The sequence below is a fragment of the Gluconobacter albidus genome, assembly GCF_002723915.1.
Classification (GTDB): Bacteria; Pseudomonadota; Alphaproteobacteria; order Acetobacterales; family Acetobacteraceae; genus Gluconobacter; species Gluconobacter albidus.
This window is the reverse complement of record NZ_BEWL01000004.1, coordinates 77,034-96,398: the sequence shown is the minus strand read 5'-3', so window position 1 is coordinate 96,398 and position 19,365 is coordinate 77,034. Positions and strand designations below refer to the sequence as shown.

Genomic DNA, 19,365 nt, shown 5'->3' with positions numbered 1-19,365 from the left:
CTGGACGCTCTTTCCCGCAGTGTCCCCGACCGTTTCCTGACGGTCCCATCCTCAGTTCTGAGGGTTCAACACTTCCATGACTGATGACCACGACGATCTCCCCCTGCCGCCCGAAAATGGCGGCGGCTTCTTCGGAGACGCACCAGAGCCGGAAATGTCTGCGCCCCCGGCCGCCGAGGCCACGCCCTATCGCGTTCTGGCCCGCAAGTACCGGCCACAGACCTTTGATGATCTGATCGGGCAGGATTCGCTCGTCCGCATTCTGCGTCGCGCATTTGAGCTCAAGCGTGTGGCGCACGCTTTCATGCTGACTGGCGTGCGCGGCGTCGGCAAGACGACGACCGCCCGCATCATTGCCCGTGCCCTGAACTGCATCGGCCGGGATGGCAACGGTGGCCCGACCGCTGATCCCTGCGGCGTCTGCCCCAACTGCACCGCCATTCTGGCGGACCGTCATCCCGACGTGCTGGAAATGGATGCCGCCTCCCGCACGGGCGTAGACGATGTGCGCGAAATTATCGAGGCCACGCGTTTTCGCCCGATGCAGGCGCGCATGAAAGTCTTCATCATCGATGAAGTCCACATGCTGTCGCGCAATGCTTTCAATGCGTTGCTCAAGACGCTTGAAGAGCCGCCGCCGCAGGTCACATTCATTTTCGCCACGACTGAGTTGCGCAAGGTTCCGGTCACGGTTCTGTCCCGCTGCCAGCGTTTTGATCTGCGTCGCGTTCCGCAGTCTCTTCTGGCCGGGCATTTCCACAATATCGCGCTGAAGGAAGGGGCGACCCTTTCAGAAGACGCGCTGTCCCTGATCGCCCGTGCGGCGGATGGTTCCGTGCGTGACGGCCTCTCGCTGCTCGATCAGGCCATCGCGCAGGGGGCCAGTGACGCGGATGCCGTGGCCGATATGCTGGGTCTGGCGGATCGTGGTCTGGTTTTCGATCTGCTGGACGCGCTGATGGCTGGAAAGCCTGCCGATGCGCTGGACCTGACCGATCAGGCCTATGCCCGGGGTGCTGATCTGGGCGTGCTGCTGGCGGATCTGCTGGATCTGCTGCATCTGATTTCGCGTCTCAAGGCCATTCCGTCCCTGCGGGAAGGTCGGGATCTGCCGGAAGCCGAGCGCACACGCGGCGGGGCGCTGGCTGACCGTTTGTCCAATGCCGTTTTGGGCCGTGCCTGGCAGATCCTGCTGAAAGGCGTGCAGGAAGTCGAGACGGCTCCGGATCGCCGTCAGGCGGCGGAGATGGTCCTGATTCGTCTGTGTTATGCCAGTCTGCTGCCCACGCCGGACCGGCTGATCCGCCAGTTGACCGAAGGCGGGCAGGACCTGTCTCTGCCAGCTGTGCCTCTCACGCCGACAGGTGGGACGTCTTCAGCCACGCCGTCAGCTGCTGTCAGCGGTATCGCCTCGACCAATGTTAGCGAAAGCTCAGGCGGTCCTGCGCCTCGGGCGCATGTTCGACTGGTTGCGAATGGTGGAACAATTCTCGAGCCCGGCATCTGTTATGCCGAAGCAACTCCGGAGCCTGAGCCCGAACCTGAACTTCCTCCGCCGCCCCGGACATGGCGCGAGATGGTGGCGATGGTGGCGCGGGAACGGGAGCCCGTTCTGCACGGGCTGCTCCGCAATGCCGTCCACCTCGTGCGCTTTTCGCCGCCCGACGTTCAGATCCGCGCCGAAGAGCCGCAGGCCCGTATCGAGCGTCAGCTTCAGAAACTGCTTGACCGTGTCTACCCCGGTCAGTGGCGTGTCAGTGCCTCGACCGCTTCGGGTGAGCCGACACTCGACGAGCAGGGCGCCGAAGTCGTGGCCATCAATCAGGCTTCGGTGGAGGAACATCCGCTGGTGCAGGCCATTCTGAAAGCCTTTCCCGGCGCAAAGATCGGGGAAGTTCAGGATCACTCCCTTGATGAATACGGTCTGCCACCCGAAATCACTGTGCCGCTGACCGATGATGCGCCGCCCGATCTGGAATTTGCACCTCTGGATGCCGATTCCCTTGATGAAGACGATCTGAACCTGAACTGAAGGACGATAGTGATGAAAAACCTTGCCGGACTGATGAAGCAGGCCAGCCAGATGCAGGCCAAGATGGAAGCCGCGCAGAGCAATCTGGCGTCTCTTGTCGTTGATGGTTCCGCCGGTGCCGGACTGGTGACGGTCAAGCTGACGGGGAAGGGCGAAATGCGCGATCTGAAAATTGATCCGCAGCTGGCCGATCCGACCGATATCGAAACGCTTCAGGACCTGATCGTTGCGGCCTATACGGACGCCAAGGCCAAGGCCGAGGCTGCCAGTTCCGAAGCCATGCGCGACGTGACGGGTGGTCTTGATCTTCCGGCAGGCCTGAAACTGCCGTTCTGATCCGGCTGGCGGGGATTTTACGCCCATGATGGGCCACGGCGATATCGATCAGCTGATCACCATGCTTGCGCGTCTGCCGGGACTGGGGCCACGCTCCGCCCGCCGGGCCGCCCTGGCGCTTCTGCGTCAGCCGGAAAGCCGGATGCTGCCGCTTGCCCATCTGATGGAGCGCGCGGCCACGAGCGTAAAGACCTGCACCCGGTGCGGCAATCTCGATACGGTCGATCCGTGCCAGATCTGCACGGACACGGCGCGGGATCAGGGGCTGATCTGCGTGGTTGAAACCGTGGGTGATCTCTGGGCGCTGGAGCGCGCGGGCGTGCATCGCGGGGTCTATCAGGTTCTGGGTGGGACCCTGTCCGCGCTGGCGGGGCTGGGGCCGGATGATCTGAACGTTCGCCCGCTGTTTGAGCGGATCGAGGCTGGTGGGGTGAGGGAAGTCATTCTCGCCCTGAGTGCCACCGTTGAGGGGGCGACGACCGCGCACTGGCTTCAGGAACGGCTGCTCTCTACGGGCGTGAGTGTCACGCGTGTGGGGCATGGTGTGCCAATGGGCGGCGCGCTGGACGTGCTGGATGACGGGACGCTCGCCGCCGCGCTGACGGCCCGGCGGTCTCTCTGAACATGATGCCGTTTCAGATTTCTGCGCGTGTTCCCCGTGTGGCTCTGGTGACGGGAAGCGCGCGCCGTATTGGTGCAGCGCTTGTGGAAATGCTGGCCGGGGAGGGATTTGCGGTCGCCATCCATTGTCGCGACAGCACCCGTGAAGCCGAAGATTTGCTGGAGCAGATCGGGGGCAAAGGCTGCGTTCTGAAGGCCGATCTGCACTGCGAAGACGAGGTCGAGGCGTTGCTGCCGCGGGTGCAGGCCGCTCTTGGTCCGGTTGGCGTCCTTGTTAACAATGCCTCCGCTTTCATCCGCGACGAGATGGGCAACGTTACCCGCGAGAGTTGGGATCTGCATCTTGAAACCAATCTTCGCGCGCCATTCGTCCTGTCCCAGGCCATGGCGCAGGCGCTTCCTGAGGGTGCCGAGGGTCTGATTCTGAACATGCTGGACCAGCGTGTATGGAACCTGACGCCGCATTTCGTTAGCTACACCCTGTCCCGCACGGGATTATGGACCCTGACGCAGACCATGGCACTGGCGCTCGCACCGCGGGTCCGGGTGAACGCCATCGGTCCCGGCCCGGTCCTTCCGGCGGTGCGGCAGACGCAGGAGCATTTCGACAGTATGTGCGCTCGCACACCGTTGCAGCATGGCTCATCCCCCGAAGAGATCGCTCAGGCCGCACTTGCGCTGTTCGCGCTTCCTTCCGTGACGGGGCAGATGTTGGCGTTGGATGGCGGGCAGCATCTGAACTGGTCTCCGGCGTCCTGACGCTCAGGGGCGGAGGGCTGCGGGGAGATAGTCTTCCACCACGAGGGAAATCGGTGCGTCATCCGCGCCCCGGCGCAGAAGCGCCCTGTTCTCCAGAACGATTCCGGAGGCTTCCCCGGGGAAACGGGTTTCCAGTCTTTCCCGTCTGAACGCTGTCTGCTGCACGACGCGTCCGAACGGTGTGTCGGTCTGTTCAAGCAGTGTGTTCATGGCCGGGGAAAGCCGCTCCGGCACATACCAGTTCCAGGCATCCGACAGTACGGTCTCGCCACACAGCAGCCGGACATGCCGCGTGTTGACCTGATGGGTCTCGCTCACCTGCAGCAGGGCCAGAATATCTTCCGTCACGGGACGGTCCACGCTCAGGCGCAGCACGCGGATCGGAGACGGGCAGCCGGCCTGAAGCACCGCCGTTGCGCTGGGCTGGCTGTCGAGCCGGGCCCTGAATGCGCGAACGGCTGCGCTGTCCGGGGCGAAGATGCCTTCCGGATCAGAGCAGCCGCTCATCAGTGCCGCCAGAAAAGCGGCGCAGAGGATTTTGGCGACAACCTCAGTTGTCGTCGCGATCATCCTTGTCATTCGGGACTTCGATGTCGTTGCTGAGATCGTCGTCATCGTCCAGATCGTCGTCCGGGGCGATCACATCGTCATCGTCCTCGTCATCGGCGACTTCCAGATCCACGTCGTCCTCATGCTCGTTGGCCTGGGGCTTCGGATCTTTTTCTTCCGGCAGCGGAACTTCGCTGCGCTTCAGACGGGAATCGTCCGGCTGGGTCGTGCCGCATTTCGGGCACACCGCGGGGACGCGGTTCAGGTCATAGAAGCGGGCGTTGCACTCAACGCATGTCCGTTTCAGACCGAGTTCGGGTTTTGCCATTGTGCGGGAACCTGCTGATGCCTCGAATAAGGAACGCGGCCATGCCAGCTTGTGCGCTCCCTGTCAAATCCCATCGTATGATTCCTGACAGTTTTCAGGCGAATGACTGCACCCTCATGAGGTGATTGACAGGCATGGGGCACCCCAGCAAGAACATCACCATGCAAGTCTCGCGCCCCCTGACCGTCTCCGCGTCCCCCAAGGGACTTTCCGGCCGCACCCGTGTTCCGGGTGACAAATCCATCAGCCACCGCTCGCTGATGCTCGCCGCCCTCGCATCCGGCCGCACCCGTGTGACCGGTCTGCTCGAAGGTGAGGATGTGCTGCGGACGGCGGACGCCATGCGCTCGCTTGGCGCGACCATCACGCGCGAGGGCGCGGAGTGGACCATTGACGGTCGTGGCGTGGGCGCCCTGAGCGAGCCTGCGGACGTGCTGGATATGGGCAATTCCGGCACGGCGGCTCGCCTGCTGTCGGGGATTCTGTCTTCCCATGCATTCAACAGCGTCATGACCGGCGATGCCTCCCTGCGTTCACGCCCGATGCGCCGCGTGACGGCGCCTCTGGCGGCCAACGGTGCCGAGTTCCTGACGCGTGAAGGCGGCCGCCTGCCGATGGCCGTCCGGGGCACGGGTGAGGCAAAGCCGATCGAATACCGCCTTCCGGTCGCGTCCGCTCAGGTCAAGTCTGCCATTCTGCTGGCGGGTCTGAATGCTCATGGCACCACGATCGTGGAAGAGCCCGTCGCCACGCGCGATCATACGGAAAACATGCTCCGGCATTTCGGGGTCGAAGTGGATGTTGCGCGGCTCGATGCGGGTGGACGCCGAATCGCTCTGACGGGGCCGGTCGTCATGACCGCTCGGGACGTAACGGTTCCAGGGGATCCGTCTTCCGCAGCTTTCCCGATCGTCGCGGCCCTGCTGGTGCCGGGTTCGGATATCTGGATCGAGGGCGTGGGTCTCAACCCGCTGCGGACCGGGCTGTTCACGACGCTGATCGAGATGGGAGCATCCCTCTCCATCGAGAACGAGCGCGTGGAAGGTGGAGAGCCGGTTGGCGATCTGCATGTCCGTCACAGCCAGCTCAAAGGCGTGGATGTTCCGCCAGAGCGCGCGCCGTCCATGATCGACGAATATCCCGTCCTCGCCGTAGCCTGCGCTTTTGCGGAGGGTCCGTCCCGTCTGCGTGGCCTGGAAGAACTGCGCGTGAAGGAAAGTGACCGTCTGGCGTCTACGGTCGCCCTGCTGAATGTGAACGGTGCCGAAACCGAGGTGATCGGAGACGATCTCATCGTGAAGGGGGCTCATGCGCCTCTCGGTGGCGGAACGGTCCAGACCCATATGGACCACCGCCTTGCCATGAGCGCGGTCGTGCTTGGCCTTGCGGCTGCAAAGCCCGTGAAGGTGGACGACACGGCTTTCATCGAAACCAGCTTTCCCGGCTTCGTGGACCTGATGAACGCTCTCGGCGCAGGGCTGACGGCGTGACGGCTCGTCCGCTGGTCATTGCTGTTGACGGGCCTGCGGCGGCGGGCAAAGGAACGCTCGCCAAGGCTCTGGCCGCGAAACTGGGGCTGCCCTATCTTGACACCGGGTTGCTGTATCGTGCTGTTGCGCGCCGGATGGTGAATGCCGGGCTGAACCCGGCTGACGATGCTTCCGCTGAAGCGCAAGCTCTGCAACAGGGTGATCTGGCCCGGACGGACCTGCGTGTTCCCGAGATTGATCGTGGGGCTTCTCTCGTTGCGGCACAGCCCGCAGTTCGCGCAGCCCTCCTGGCTCGTCAGAGGGTTTTTGCGTCCGAAACCGGTGCGGTTGTGGACGGGCGCGATATCGGGACTGTTGTTTTCCCGGATGCGGACGTGAAGTTCTTCATCACGGCTTCTGCGCGCACCCGCGCCCTGCGCCGCCACCGTCAGGTTGCAGGCGAGACTCCGCTGGAAGGGGCTTCACTTGACGAGGCCGTATCCGAAATCGTGGCGCGGGACGCGCGCGATTCATCGCGTGAAACGGCCCCGCTGGTTCAGGCTGCGGATGCCGTTCTGATCGAGACGGACGGGCTTTCTGCCGCAGAGGTTCTTGATAAGGCCTGCGAAATCGTGGCCCTGCGTCACACGCGACACTGAACCGACGCGACGGCGGCCGGGAAACGGCTTTTTTTATTGACACCGCGCCCCCGCAGGGTGTTGGTGCACCGTATCACCCGCCCCGAAGGGGAGGGAGGATGGTCTGTTCCGCGTCTGGCGGGCAGGTCCAACAGCCAACAAACCCGATCTGACCGTTCATCGGCAGCGGGGAGACGTCCGGTCCATTGCTGGATCTGGCGCAGACGTGGACATCCGCTCCGCCATTGGAACGGGCGTCCGGGAATATCGTATCTACATGGCTTCAGCCACTCAGACCCACACGACAGAGCGCGCTCACGAAGATTTCGCAGCTCTTCTCGACGAGACCCTTGGCCGCGACACGGGCTTTGACGGCTCCGTCGTCACCGGTCGCGTTGTCCGCCTGACCGACGAATTCGCCATCGTCGATGTCGGCCTCAAGAGCGAAGGCCGCGTCTCCCTCAAGGAATTCGGTCCGGCTGGCGTTGCCCCGGACGTGAAGCCGGGCGACGTTGTCGAGCTTTATGTCGAGCGTTACGAAGACCGTGACGGCTCCATCGTCCTGTCGCGCGAGAAGGCTCGCCGCGAAGAGGCATGGACCGCTCTGGAGCGTGCATTCGGCAACAACCAGCGCGTCAACGGCACGATCTATGGTCGCGTCAAGGGCGGCTTCACGGTTGATCTCGGCGGCGCAATGGCGTTCCTTCCGGGCAGCCAGGTCGATATCCGTCCGGTTCGTGACGTCGGACCCCTGATGGGTCATCCGCAGCCGTTCCAGATCCTGAAGATGGACCGCGCCCGTGGCAACATCGTTGTCTCGCGTCGTGCCGTTCTCGAAGAGACCCGTGCGGAACAGCGCTCCGAGCTGATCCAGGGCCTGAAGGAAGGCATGATCCTCGACGGCGTCGTCAAGAACATCACCGACTACGGTGCGTTCGTTGACCTCGGTGGCGTCGATGGTCTCCTGCATGTCACGGACATCGCATGGAAGCGCATCAACCACCCGTCCGAAGCTCTGCAGATCGGTCAGCCGGTTCGCGTGCAGGTCATCCGCTTCAACTCCGATACGCAGCGTATCTCCTTGGGCATGAAGCAGCTTGAAGCTGATCCCTGGGAAAACGTCGCCATCAAGTATCCGGCTGGAGCACGCTTCACAGGTCGTGTCACGAACATCACCGACTACGGTGCATTCGTGGAGCTAGAGCCGGGCGTCGAAGGTCTGGTGCACGTTTCCGAAATGTCCTGGACGAAGAAGAACGTCCATCCGGGCAAGATCGTCGCCACTTCGCAGGAAGTCGACGTCATGGTTCTGGATGTGGACAGCTCCAAGCGCCGCATCTCCCTTGGTCTCAAGCAGGTTCAGCGCAACCCTTGGGAACAGTTCGAGGAAGAGCACAAGGTCGGTTCGATCATCGAAGGCGAGATCCGCAACATCACCGAATTCGGTCTGTTCGTTGGTCTTTCTGCAGACATCGACGGCATGGTTCACATGTCCGATCTCTCTTGGGACGAAGCCGGCGAAGCTGCTATGGCCCATTACGAGAAGGGTCAGGTCGTCAAGGCCAAGGTCCTCGATGTGGATCCCGAGAAAGAGCGTATCTCCCTGGGCATCAAGCAGCTTCAGGAAGATCCGGCCGCTGATACCCTGTCCCGCGTCCAGAAGGGTGCTGTCGTGACCTGCGTCGTGACCGCTGTCCAGAGCAACGGGATCGAAGTGAAGGTTGATGACGTCCTGCAGGGCTTCATCCGTCGCGCTGAACTGGCCCGTGACAAGGCCGAGCAGCGTCCGGAGCGTTTCGCAGTCGGTGAGAAGGTTGACGCCAAGGTCGTCTCCGTTGACCGCGCGTCACGCAAGCTGGCCCTGACGATCCGCGGCCGTGAGGTCGAGGAAGACAAGGCAGCCATCAACGAATACGGGTCTTCTGACTCCGGCGCGTCCCTGGGTGACATCCTGGGTGCCGCTATCCGTCGCCGTAACACGGACGCCTGAGCATCTGCCCAGCTTACCGAAAGAGGATTTCCTCTTTCGGTCGGAGAATAAAGGGTCGCTTCGGCGGCCCTTTTTTTATCAAAAATTCATTCTTTTGCGGTGGGCTTTTTCTTGACCGTGCCATCCGCTACACAAGAAAGTGCGTCGAGACAAAAATGTCGTAAACGGGAGGCAGCTCCTGCTGAAATCCGGACGACTGACCAATATTGAAGATAGGAGTGGGCGTCAGAGCCCAGGAGATTGATGGCGGTCATTTACAATACGAATTATACCCACAATCCCAATTCCTATCTGACATTGGCCGTGCAGCGGGCGGCTCAGGCTCTGTTCGGCAAGGACAATGTCACGGTCGCGGACAACATGAGCCTTGCGGGGATCGCTGCGTCCGGCGAGCATGATGTCCTGATCTGTCTGGACGCCCAGCGCATCAACCTTCCGCTCATCCGTCGGGTCCGCCCGGCCTTCAAGACCATGATCCTCTGGACGTTCGAAGATCCCTTCATGCGGGATTTCAATGTCGAGAACGCCGAACTCTTTGACTTCGTCTTTACGAATGATCCGTCCTGTGCCGAATACTATCATGGCAAGGGACATTACCTTCCGCTGGCTGCCAGCCCGTCGATCCATGAACGGAGCGTGGTTCCTGCGGACGATCTGGAATACGATATCTTCTTCGCGGGTACGATGTGGCCCAATCGCGTCCATACCCTACGCAAGGTCATTGCGGCATTTCCCGATGCCCGGCTTAAGCTGGTTTGCCCGACCAATGAGTTCCTGCCGCCGCTGCCCGGCGATCTGGCATCTCTCGCCATCCAGCGTCCCATCAGTCATGAAGCCTTCATTGATTTTGCCAATGTCAGCGCCGTCACCCTGACCATGTTCCGTGATTACGCCAGTCATGGCGAAGTCAGTCAGGCAACGGCACCCGGTCCGCGTTTCTTCGAACTCGCCTTGGCGGGTACGGCGCAGGTGGTCGAAGCTCCGGACAGCATGGATGCCGCCCATTTCGAGACAGTGAACGGCATTGCACTGGCCAGGGATGCCAATCAGGTCGTGGATGCCATCGCAAAGCTGCTCAAGCACAAAGATGCGCGTCTTTCTGCAGCACAGGCTGCTCAGAAGTCGGTTCTGTCGCAGCATCTGTATGAGCACCGGCTTGAGAAAATCCAGAGCATTACGGGCGCAGATTTCGGGCGTCGCACCCATGCGATTGCGCCTCTTCACCGGCGCCGGCGCCTGCGCGTGCTGATGTGCACACACTCAACGATTCACGAGCAGGCCTGGGGCGGCGTTGAGGTCTATCAGCAGGGGCTGTGCACGCTGCTGGCGCGGGATGTGGAGTATTTCTACTGGCTGCGTCGTGGAAACTTCTGCCGCCTGACGACGGCTAACGGTCATGAACTGGAGCGTTTTGACGTCCCGGAAGTGGGCTGGCAGGAGGCCTTGTGTGATGCGCCGGAAGAAATGGCGTTTTCCAGTGTTCTCAGCCAGTACAATATTGATCTCGTCCATTTTCAGCATCTGGGCCATCACGCCCTGTCGCTGCCAATCATTGCCAAGGCAAACGGGACGGGTGTGATCTTTTCCGCCCATGATTTCTGGCTGCTCTCCGCACGGTATAACCTGCTCAACCATGAGCTGCGGTATGTCGAAGCCGAGGTTCGTTCCGTTCTCGCTGCCGACATTACCCTCAAGGCATCAGAGAATGTGGAACATGGTGGAGAGCAGACCCGCCGTGCTTTCGTGGCGAAGATGCTGCACTCGATTGATGCCATCCTGTTCGGGACGGTTCATTCCCGGAACTTGACGCACGAGATTTATCCGGTTCTCGACAGCAAGCGCAGCCTCGTGAAGGGGATTCCGAGCCCGGACAATACGGTTCCCATTCTGAGAAAAGCGTATCAGCCTCTCGGGGAGCGCCCGTTGGGCGTGGCGATCGTCGGAAACTTCCTGCGGACCAAAGGCGCAGACACGATCCTCAGCCTGATCGATATCGCCCATCCGGATCATTTCGTTTTTCATATTTTCGGATATCTGAGCCCGGAATACGAGGCGGTTCTGACGGCTGTTCCGCGTGCGAACGTCAAGGTTTATGGCCGTTACGAGATGGGAGACATCGACGCGCTGAAAGTCGCGGATGTCGCGCTGAATCTCTCGATCTGGCCCGAGACATACTGCATCTCGCTTTCTGAAGCCTGGCAGAACGGACTCATTCCCATCGTGACGGATGTGGGGGCTCTGGGAGACCGCGTCGAAGACGGCGTCAACGGTTTCAAGGTTCCCATCAGCCGTCCGAGCATGGTGCTCGAACGGCTGGAACTCCTGCGTTCTTCCGAGCCGCTGCGCCACCAGATCATGCAGAACATTACGCCCGCGCTCTGGACGCATGCACGGGACTATGCCGACGATCTTCTGGCGCTGTATCACGAGACGGCGCCCCGGCGTGAAATGGGCGTCTCGGAACTGCGTCTGGATGCCGGACAGGTTCATCTGCTGCCTCACGCCTCCTGGCGTCATCAGGCCCCGCCGCGCCATATTTTCGATCCTCCGACCGCCCGTGATCTGTCTGTGGAACTTCCGGTTACGATTTCGGACTGGTTCTCGGTCCAGGGGGCGGAATGCTATATCGACGATATCTGCCACCACGTCTTTTCCGATCTGGATGAAGCGGTTTTCCAGGGGGCTTCCGAGTTCCATATCCGGGGATGGATAATCCTTCCCGGTGTGAGTTCTGCCGGGCAGATGTTCACGGTTCTGGTAGGCGAAGATCCCGACAGCCCGATGATTTTTCTGGAATGCCAGCGCGAAATCAGGGGCGATATTGCGGAGCTTTTCGCCGATGCGCCCCGACGTTCAGGGTTCTCTGGGAAAGTGGCTCTGCGCGGTAAGTGGTGTGAAGGGCGATTCCGGATTGGTCTGATCAATGTGGTCAATGGGCAGGGCGCTTTCCAGCTGACCCCGATCCAGATCGAGGTCGAGGGAGGCCAGATCCGGAGTATCGTCCGCAGCGCGCCGTCCAACGATCTTGTCCTGTCCGACTTCCGTCGCGTTTCCCACAGCGACGGTCTGATGCGGAACGTCAAGCTGTCAGGTGTCGGCAAACAGCCGATGCATCCATATACGGCGGGTGCCCTGGAGTATTTCATTGACGAGTTCAGTGGACTGCTCGGTGATCTTCCCCTGCCCTCCGGTCCTGAAGCGCCCGTCATGATCCGGGGCTGGATGTTCTTCCGCAATCTGTCCCGGGCCGGACAGGTTTATGGCGGACTGGTATCGGAAAGCGGAGAGGAAATCATCTTCTTTGCGATGGAACGGATGGCCCGTGCCGATGTCGGCAAGGTTTACCGTGATGCACCTCTCTGTGTTGGGTTCAGAGGGGCGTTCATGCCGCGCGAAGGCTATGCGCGTCCGCTTGATGGGGTCTATCGCTTCATCCTCGTCAATGTCGTCGGCGATGTCTACGGATCGAGACTGACGGATATTGCCGTGACGTTTGATGATGGTGCTGTCCTGACGGTCGAACGGACGGATGTGCAGCCTTATGATGTCGAACGTGCTGAACGCCTGCTCGCGGCAAAGATCGTTTCCTGACCTAGAGCGGGAGGCTTGCCCTGATGTTCGAAAATGCTGAAGTGCCGCTGTCAGAAGAGCCCCGTACCCCCCGCTGGTCCCGTTTTGACGCGCAATGGTATCTGCTGCGCTATCCCGAGGTGCGGGACTGGATGCGGGAAGAGGGGCAGGAAGGGCCGTATGCATTCTATCAGCAGACGGGTCAGCGTTACGGACACTCTCCCAATCGGTATTTTGACGAGGTGTGGTATCGCGAGGCCCACAAGGATGTGCGTCAGGGCCTCATCCGCGAAGAGTGGGCGTCGGGTTTTGAGCACTATATCGCCACGGGTTACAAAACCCACGCGCCGCACTGGCTGTTTGACGAACCCGCCTATCGCCGCCGCTATCCGGAGCTGACGCAGCGTTTCCTGACTGAAAACGGATTTCTTAACGGCTACGACCATTTTCTCGAGATTGGCGAAAGTCATTACTACCGCGGGCATCATTTCTTTGATGATGAGCTCTGCCGGGATCTTGCACTGACTTTTCCGGATCATTTCGACAGCCGGATCGGTCTGTTCGGTTCCTGGCTTGGCCTGCCGGCCCATGTTGCCGATGCCGGTCGCGTCTCCTGGTATTTTGATCCGGTCTGGTATCTGACGCGCTATCCAGGAGTCCGTCAGGAGATCGCTGCCGGACATTATTCGAGCGCCCTGCATCATTACCTCACGAACGAAACGCCCCGGCTTTTCGATCCTCAGGAATTCTTCTCCGAACAGTTCTACGCCACGGCCCACCCCGACATTCTCCCCTCGCTGGAGCATGGGTTTTTCCGTAACGGCTACGATCATTTCGTCCGTTACGGCGCGCAGGAAGGCCGTATTCCGCAGGCGGATGTGGATCTTGCGGCCCATATGTCGCAGACGCAGGTCCGCAACGATGTGCGCAATCGTCTGTATGACAGTGCGTTTGCCCATCTTGTGGCGGGGCGGACGGGTCTGGAGGAGGGACGGATGGCGGCTCTTGCAGCTGTTCCCGCTATTCCCGAAGAACAGTCCCGGATCCTGTTCGAGCGTGAGGCCGAAGCCATTCTGCCATCGCTGGTCCGCCATCCGCTGGATTTCACCGTTCATGGTGTGCCTGAAGTCAGCGTGCTGATGGTGGTTTATGACCGGATCGCCCTGACCGCGCAGGCGCTGGCGTCCCTGCGTGCCAATTATGGCGGGGGGATCCAGCTTATTCTCGTGGATTCCGGATCTCATGACCAGACGCGCCATATCGGCCGGATGGTGCGCGGCGCCACGATCCTGCGTTACCGGCACAATATCGGATATCTTCAGGGCTGTAATCTTGCGCTGGAAAAAGCGGAAGCGCCGCTCGCACTGTATTTGAACAACGATGTCCGCCTCTACCCGGATGCCATTCTTCACGCCTTGAAGCGCCTGCATGGGGAGCCTGGTATCGGGGCTGTGGGTGGCAAGCTGATTCGTACGAATATGCGTCTTCAGGAAGCGGGGTCGATCATCTGGCGGGACGGCGCGACCTACGGATATCTGCGCGAGGATGACCCGAACCTGACGAGTGCCAATTTCGTTCGGGACGTGGATTACTGTTCAGCCGCCTTCCTGATGGTGCGGACTGCGCTGCTGCGCCGTCTTGGCGGATATGATCCACGGTACATGCCCGCCTATTTCGAGGATGCGGATCTGTGTGTGCGGATTCTCAAGGCGGGGATGCGGATCGTTTATGATCCGAGTGTGGTGATCGAACATCTGGAATTCGGAAGTTCCGGTGCGGCGGGCTCCCATGCCCTGATCCGTGGCAATCTCAAGACCTTTGCGCGCCTGCAGCAGGATTTCCTGCGGCATCAGCAGCCTGCCCATATCCGCAATGCCGTGCTTGGTCGCGAACACCGCGTGAGCCAGCGTAGAAAAATCCTTTTTATCGAGGATCGTCTGCCCCTGCGCCGTCTGGGATCGGGCTATGTCCGTTCCAACGACATCATCCGCGAGATGACGGCTCTGGGTTATCAGGTAACGGTTTTCCCTGTGCTTGCGCGGGATCAGACATCCATCGATCTGTTCGGGGATTTCCCCGAAACGGTGGAACTGATTGTTGACCGGAATTTTTCCAGCTTCGCTGATTTTATTCAGGAGCGGGTCGGATATTACGATCTGGTCTGGATTGGCCGGACGCATAATCTGGAACGCCTTCTGCCGCTGCTCAATGAGTCAAGCCGCTACCTCCCCGCTGGCGGCCCGGTTCTGGATACGGAAGTAATCGCCACACCACGGACGCTGGAGCGCATACGGATTCTGGATCTTCCTGCTCCGGAGATCAGTTTTGACGAGATGCTGCAGCAGGAGCTGGACTGTGCCCGGTTCTGCCAGAAGGTCATTACGGTGACGGCGCATGATGCCGAGCTGGCGCGCCGTGCGGGCCGTGTGAGTGTCTCGGTGCTTGGACATGAACTGAATCCTCAGCCCACCCCTGCTCCTTTCGAGAACCGTCACAACATCCTTTTCTTTGGCGCGATCCATGATGAGGGTGCGCCCAACCATGACAGTCTTGTCTGGTTCGTGGAGAGTGTTCTGCCCCTGCTGGACAGTGTTCTGCCGCCGGAAGTTCATTTTACGATCGCGGGGTTTGTCGGACCGAATGTGGACATGACGGTCTTTTCGACGAACAGCCGGGTCGAGATCGTGGGGCCGGTCGGAGACCCGAGAGAGCTGTTCGACCGGCACAGGGTCTTTGTCGCGCCGACGCGGTTTGCGGGAGGGATCCCCTTCAAGGTTCATGAAGCGGCGTCCTATGGTCTGCCGCAGGTCGTGACGACACTGCTTCAGGAGCAGGTTGGCTGGGCTGAGGGTAGCGAGGTTCTGGCGGCTCCGGCGGATGATCCGCAGGCGTTCGCGGCGGCTGTAGAGCGGCTTTATCGGGACGGGGAACTGTGGAAGACTCTGCGCAACGGCGCTCTCGCGGCTGTCGAGCGGGACTGTTCTCCGGCCGATTTCCGGCAGGCGCTGTCAGGGATTGTTCAGAGCTGCATGGCATGACGGACCGGATACGACCGGTTTTAGAAGTTTGGGGAGAGCAGGAAGGTTATGGACGCAGTGAATGACGCGGTCGTGGAAGCCGGGGACGCCAGTGTGACGAACAGCGGAACAGCCGGGATGACCGGTCGGGTCCTTGTGTGTAGCGGGGGGCGGTATGAAAGCCAGGCCAACACCCAGATCCGCGAGTCCATCATGGATGGCTGGGCGGACTGTTTCGGTGAGGGAAACGTTACGGCCGTTCATATCTCGGCCGCGGCCAGTTCCATCCGCTTTCTGAAGCCGACAATTGTCTTTGCCATCGGCTCCTACCTTCCTGAAAGCACCTATTTCGGCGAGGTATGCCGTGAGGCAAAAAAGATCGGCGCCGTGACTGTGTTCTGGGCGACCGAAGACCCCTACGAGCAGGATGCGAACTATCGCGTTGCCGATGATTTCGACGTGATTTTCTCCTGTGACCGCTGGGGCCATAATTTCTACCAGCGCGAGCGGGTGTTCCATCTGCCGCTGGCCGCCAGTCCGAAGCTGCATTACGGCGAGATCGAAGAGCATTCGGAAAAGACAATTGACGTCCTGTTCTGTGGTGTGGCGTTCACCAACCGCAAGGATATCGTCCGCAATCTTCTCCCCGCCCTGCGGGATCTGAACATCAAGATCGTCGGGCCGGGCTGGGGTGAACTGGGGATCGGGTTTTCCGATGCCCGGATCGAGAAATCGCAGCTCGTGGAACTGTACCGTCGCTCCAAGTTGGTCCTGAATCTGGGGCGTTCCCTGAGCTTTGAGAACAAGCGTTTCGTCATTGCGCCTTCCACGCCGGGGCCGCGGACATTCGAGGCCGCGCTGGCCGGAGCGTTTCAGGTATTTCATGAAGACACCCATGAGATCCGGCGGTATTACTCGGCGGATGAAATTCCGGTTTTCTCGAACCGTGTCGATTTCGAACGGCTGGTCGCGACCTATCTCGACAACAATGAACTACGGGTGAAAATGGCCCGCAAGGCGCAGGCGCGGACGCAGGCCGAACACCTGTACCGACACCGTATCGAGTATGCGCTGCGCGTTCTGAAAGACGAGGGCCTGATCGCCTGAGCATCGTTCAGGACGAGCCCCATTAAAAAAGGCCGCGGAAGTCATTCCGCGGCCTTTTTTGTGTTTGAGAGGAGCCTCAGTTCGGCTGAGGACCCATGACGATTTGGGCGAGATCGGTCGGGCGGATCCATTTGCGGAACGCCGCCTGCACCTGCTGCGGGGTCATGTCATAGATGGCCTGCGCGGCTTTCGCCTGACTGTCGAGCGGCAGGTCCAGCGCGATCAGGGAAAGGTAGCTTCCGGCCAGGGCACTGAAGCTGGCGCGGGACATGGGCTGACTGCGCAGGAGGGTGGCCTTGGCGAGGTCGAGGCTTTCCTGCGAGACGGGTGTTGTGCGCATGTCCTCGACATCCTTGACGGCAAGCGCCCGGGCCTTGCTAACCTTGTCGGGATCGGCGCCGAAAGTAATGCCGAAGCTGCTGCGGGTGCGGGAATAGTTGAATCCGCTTCCGGCGCCATAAACATAGCCCGTCTTGACGCGCAGGTCCTGCATCAGGCGCGAAGAGAAGCCGTCTCCAAGGATCGTGTTGCCGACGGCGAGTGCGTGACGGTCAGGATCGGTCACTTTCATGCCGATGGTCTCAACAAGCTTGACCTCGTCCTGTGAACGGCCCGGATCTTCGACTACGGCTTGGGAGGGGCGGCTGAGGGGAATTCCCGGCAGATCGACGACGGGCTTTGGTCCCACGGCCTTCCAGCCGCCAAATGCTTTTTCAACGTCTGTTTTTGCAGCCTCGGGAGTGATGTCGCCGACAATGACGATGGTGGTCAGATCCGGACGATAGGTGTGGGCATAATAGGATTGAACGTCGGCCAGTGTGAGCTTGCTGATCGTGGCAGGCGTGGCTTCACGCAGGGTCGGGTCCTGCGGGGGGACGAGTGCCTTGCGGGTGGCGCGGCCGAAGCGGTAACCGGGTGACTGAAGCTCACCGGCCTGTGCCTGCGCAGCCTGCATCTGGGTGACGCGGAAGGCCTTTTCCGGGAAAGCGGGATTCAGCTCGTGATCCGCCAGCAGGGCGAGGCCTTTTTCGAAGTTCGGCGTCAGAGTGCTGAGAGAGAAGGAGGGACCGGCTTCTTCGTCTGCCGAGAGGTCATCAAGCGCGCGGGCGAGGGCCAGACGGTCATGCGTTTTGCTGCCGTAGAGGAACATCTGCTCCGTCACGCCTGCTACGCCGTCCTGACCGGCAGGCTGTTCGAGGTCCGCGTTCTGGCGGATGCTGCCGATCAGTTCAACCGTATGGCTGACATGTTCGGGCTGGACGAGAAGATGCAGCCCGTTGGGCAGCGTATAGACCGTGGGAAGCGGCGCTGCGGCAGGGATCGTCAGACGGGCAAGGGCCTGCTGGGCCCAGTCCGGGAGAGCAACCTTGCCCGCGGGAGGGGTATTGAATGACTCCGCACCGCCAAAGCCCTTCTGGCCGACGGGCTTGCCCGAAGCGCTGGGCGTCAGGGTCGCGCTGATGGCATGGGCAGGGTCGAGCAGTTTTTTCGCCAGCGCGTCGACCTGTTCTTTCGTGACGCTGCGGAAAGCGGCCAGCATGTCCTGCGGATCGTTCAGATGCTGGATGGCGACGGCCTGCGACCAGCTTTCGGCAAGGCCGGAAATGCTGTTGGCGTTGAACTCAAGCGCTGCGATTTCCTTGCGGCGCGCGGCTTCGATCAGTTCGGCCGGAATACCATGCGCGCGGAAATTCTCCATGATCGCGGCAACGGCTGTCCGCAGTCCGTCGGGATTGGCGCCTTTGGGGAAGCCGGCGTACACGACGCCAAGTCCGGCCTGCGCATCGGGATCATACATGAAGCCCGTATCCAGCGCCTTGCCCTCAGGCACGAGAGCGAACAGAGCGGCGCGCTGGCTGCTGATGGCATCTGCGAGCAGGGTTGTCGCGGCATAGTCGGGATCACGCTGTCCCGGCATCCGCCACGCCATCGTCACAAGGCCAATCGGCAGGTCGGTGTCGAGGGAAATGCTCTGGGCCTTGGCCGGGGTAGGGGAGACGGTGCCACGCTCGGGAAGGGTCGTAGCTGGAATACTGCCAAAAGCGGCCTCGACCTTTTTCAGCGTTTCCTGCGGCTCCACGTCGCCGGTGATGACCAGCACGGCGTTGTTGGGCGTGTACCAGGTCTCATAGAATTTTTTCAGCAGCGGGGCGGTGGTCGCGTCAAAGGACGGACGCGTGCCGAGGGCATCATGTTCGTAGGGGGTGCCTGCATAAAGGGCTGCCCGGATCTGCGACAGATACCGGTAGATCGGGCTGGAGAGATCGCGCGAGACTTCCTGTTCGATCGCGCCTTTTTCATGGGCCCATTCAGCTTCGGTAATGTTCAGGCCGCGCATCCGTCCGGCCTCAATCCGCAGCAGGACGTCAAGATCGCTGGCGGGGGTCTTGAAGTAATACTGCGTGACGTCCGAGGTCGTGTCCGCGTTGTCGTTGTTGCCGAGCTGCGCGCTGATGGTGGAGAGCTGGTCGCGCGAGAGGGTTTGTGAGCCGTTGAACATCATATGCTCGAGCGCATGTGCCGTGCCGGGAAAGCCCTTCGGCGCATTCACGGAGCCCGTCTCGTAATTCAGCATGGTCTGCACGACCGGAGCGAGCGTGTCGCGCACTACAATAACCCGCAATCCGTTGGGCAGCGTTGCGCGCGTGACCGTGGCCGGAGCCGCACTCTCCGGAGCCACACTCTCCGTCGGGGCCGGGACCGAGGCGGCGTGAGCTCCCGTCAGAACCGGAGGGGCGAGCATGGTGGCTGCCAGCAGGGACAGGCGGGAGAGACGGGAGAGTGCGGACATGGATTCAGAACTTTCCTGAGGAGAAACGTATCTTCACAAAAGAGTAAAGCTGTTGCGCCGGTTTCTGTCCACCATGTGTAACCCGTGCCTAGAGCGCTGTATCTGACGGCCGGATGAAGAAAAAATTATGTGCAGCTGAGCGGGGAGGTGGATAAAGT

13 protein-coding genes are annotated in these 19,365 nt (G+C 61.0%); 10 read left to right on the top strand and 3 right to left on the bottom strand.

Translation table 11 applies throughout. The features are described from left to right. The first annotated feature begins 76 nt into the window (after positions 1-76). The 4 genes from GAL01_RS06925 to GAL01_RS06910 are packed head-to-tail and all read left to right on the top strand — an operon-like array spanning position 77 to position 3,748. Positions 77-2,032 (top strand): DNA polymerase III subunit gamma/tau, encoded by a 1,956-nt coding sequence (locus GAL01_RS06925; protein ID WP_099253171.1) that lies wholly within the window; start codon positions 77-79, stop codon positions 2,030-2,032. Between the two features lie 12 nt (positions 2,033-2,044). Next, positions 2,045-2,368 (top strand): YbaB/EbfC family nucleoid-associated protein, encoded by a 324-nt coding sequence (locus tag GAL01_RS06920; protein WP_062031793.1) that lies wholly within the window; start codon positions 2,045-2,047, stop codon positions 2,366-2,368. A gap of 25 nt (positions 2,369-2,393) precedes the next feature. Next, positions 2,394-2,990 (top strand): recombination mediator RecR, encoded by a 597-nt coding sequence (gene recR, locus GAL01_RS06915; protein ID WP_062031791.1) that lies wholly within the window; start codon positions 2,394-2,396, stop codon positions 2,988-2,990. 2 nt (positions 2,991-2,992) lie between these two features. After that, positions 2,993-3,748, top strand: coding sequence for an SDR family oxidoreductase (locus GAL01_RS06910; RefSeq protein ID WP_373317671.1), 756 nt, complete (start codon positions 2,993-2,995; stop codon positions 3,746-3,748). Between the two features lie 3 nt (positions 3,749-3,751). Here the strand turns inward: GAL01_RS06910 and GAL01_RS06905 are convergent, their stop codons facing one another. Further along, positions 3,752-4,318, bottom strand: a complete 567-nt coding sequence (locus GAL01_RS06905; protein WP_231865401.1) for a chorismate--pyruvate lyase family protein — start codon at positions 4,316-4,318, stop codon at positions 3,752-3,754. Continuing rightward, entirely contained in the window at positions 4,299-4,625 is a 327-nt protein-coding gene (locus tag GAL01_RS06900) for a TIGR02300 family protein (RefSeq protein ID WP_062031788.1), read from the bottom strand. The genes GAL01_RS06905 and GAL01_RS06900 overlap by 20 nt, the downstream gene beginning before the upstream one ends. A gap of 134 nt (positions 4,626-4,759) precedes the next feature. Here GAL01_RS06900 and aroA point away from each other — a divergent pair, with 134 nt between their 5' ends. The 6 genes from aroA to GAL01_RS06870 all read left to right on the top strand — a co-directional run bounded on the left by aroA (position 4,760) and on the right by GAL01_RS06870 (position 16,416). Beyond that, complete coding sequence (aroA, locus tag GAL01_RS06895; RefSeq protein ID WP_373317670.1) at positions 4,760-6,115, top strand: 3-phosphoshikimate 1-carboxyvinyltransferase; 1,356 nt, start codon at positions 4,760-4,762, stop codon at positions 6,113-6,115. Continuing rightward, positions 6,112-6,753, top strand: a complete 642-nt coding sequence (cmk, locus tag GAL01_RS06890) for a (d)CMP kinase (protein ID WP_062031784.1) — start codon at positions 6,112-6,114, stop codon at positions 6,751-6,753. The genes aroA and cmk overlap by 4 nt, the downstream gene beginning before the upstream one ends. A 256-nt stretch (positions 6,754-7,009) precedes the next feature. Next, positions 7,010-8,722, top strand: a complete 1,713-nt coding sequence (rpsA, locus tag GAL01_RS06885) for a 30S ribosomal protein S1 (RefSeq protein WP_062031864.1) — start codon at positions 7,010-7,012, stop codon at positions 8,720-8,722. A gap of 243 nt (positions 8,723-8,965) precedes the next feature. Next, complete coding sequence (locus GAL01_RS06880) at positions 8,966-12,313, top strand: glycosyltransferase family protein (RefSeq protein WP_062031782.1); 3,348 nt, start codon at positions 8,966-8,968, stop codon at positions 12,311-12,313. A gap of 23 nt (positions 12,314-12,336) precedes the next feature. Further along, positions 12,337-15,330, top strand: coding sequence for a glycosyltransferase (locus GAL01_RS06875; RefSeq protein WP_062031779.1), 2,994 nt, complete (start codon positions 12,337-12,339; stop codon positions 15,328-15,330). A gap of 117 nt (positions 15,331-15,447) precedes the next feature. Further along, positions 15,448-16,416 (top strand): CgeB family protein, encoded by a 969-nt coding sequence (locus GAL01_RS06870; protein WP_062031859.1) that lies wholly within the window; start codon positions 15,448-15,450, stop codon positions 16,414-16,416. A gap of 76 nt (positions 16,417-16,492) precedes the next feature. Here the strand turns inward: GAL01_RS06870 and GAL01_RS06865 are convergent, their stop codons facing one another. Next, complete coding sequence (locus GAL01_RS06865; protein ID WP_062031777.1) at positions 16,493-19,207, bottom strand: M16 family metallopeptidase; 2,715 nt, start codon at positions 19,205-19,207, stop codon at positions 16,493-16,495. Positions 19,208-19,365 lie beyond the last annotated feature (158 nt).

Excerpts from the sequence above, each read along its gene's own strand:
- GAL01_RS06900 (WP_062031788.1), bottom strand. The coding sequence starts at position 4,625 with ATGGCAAAACCCGAACTCGGTCTGAAACGGACATGCGTTGAGTGCAAC.
- GAL01_RS06905 (WP_231865401.1), bottom strand. The coding sequence starts at position 4,318 with ATGATCGCGACGACAACTGAGGTTGTCGCCAAAATCCTCTGCGCCGCT.
- aroA (WP_373317670.1), top strand. The coding sequence starts at position 4,760 with ATGGGGCACCCCAGCAAGAACATCACCATGCAAGTCTCGCGCCCCCTG.
- recR (WP_062031791.1), top strand. The coding sequence starts at position 2,394 with ATGATGGGCCACGGCGATATCGATCAGCTGATCACCATGCTTGCGCGT.
- GAL01_RS06910 (WP_373317671.1), top strand. The coding sequence starts at position 2,993 with ATGATGCCGTTTCAGATTTCTGCGCGTGTTCCCCGTGTGGCTCTGGTG.
- GAL01_RS06875 (WP_062031779.1), top strand. The coding sequence starts at position 12,337 with ATGTTCGAAAATGCTGAAGTGCCGCTGTCAGAAGAGCCCCGTACCCCC.
- GAL01_RS06880 (WP_062031782.1), top strand. The coding sequence starts at position 8,966 with ATGGCGGTCATTTACAATACGAATTATACCCACAATCCCAATTCCTAT.
- GAL01_RS06925 (WP_099253171.1), top strand. The coding sequence starts at position 77 with ATGACTGATGACCACGACGATCTCCCCCTGCCGCCCGAAAATGGCGGC.
- GAL01_RS06865 (WP_062031777.1), bottom strand. The coding sequence starts at position 19,207 with ATGTCCGCACTCTCCCGTCTCTCCCGCCTGTCCCTGCTGGCAGCCACC.
- GAL01_RS06920 (WP_062031793.1), top strand. The coding sequence starts at position 2,045 with ATGAAAAACCTTGCCGGACTGATGAAGCAGGCCAGCCAGATGCAGGCC.
- rpsA (WP_062031864.1), top strand. The coding sequence starts at position 7,010 with ATGGCTTCAGCCACTCAGACCCACACGACAGAGCGCGCTCACGAAGAT.
- GAL01_RS06870 (WP_062031859.1), top strand. The coding sequence starts at position 15,448 with ATGACCGGTCGGGTCCTTGTGTGTAGCGGGGGGCGGTATGAAAGCCAG.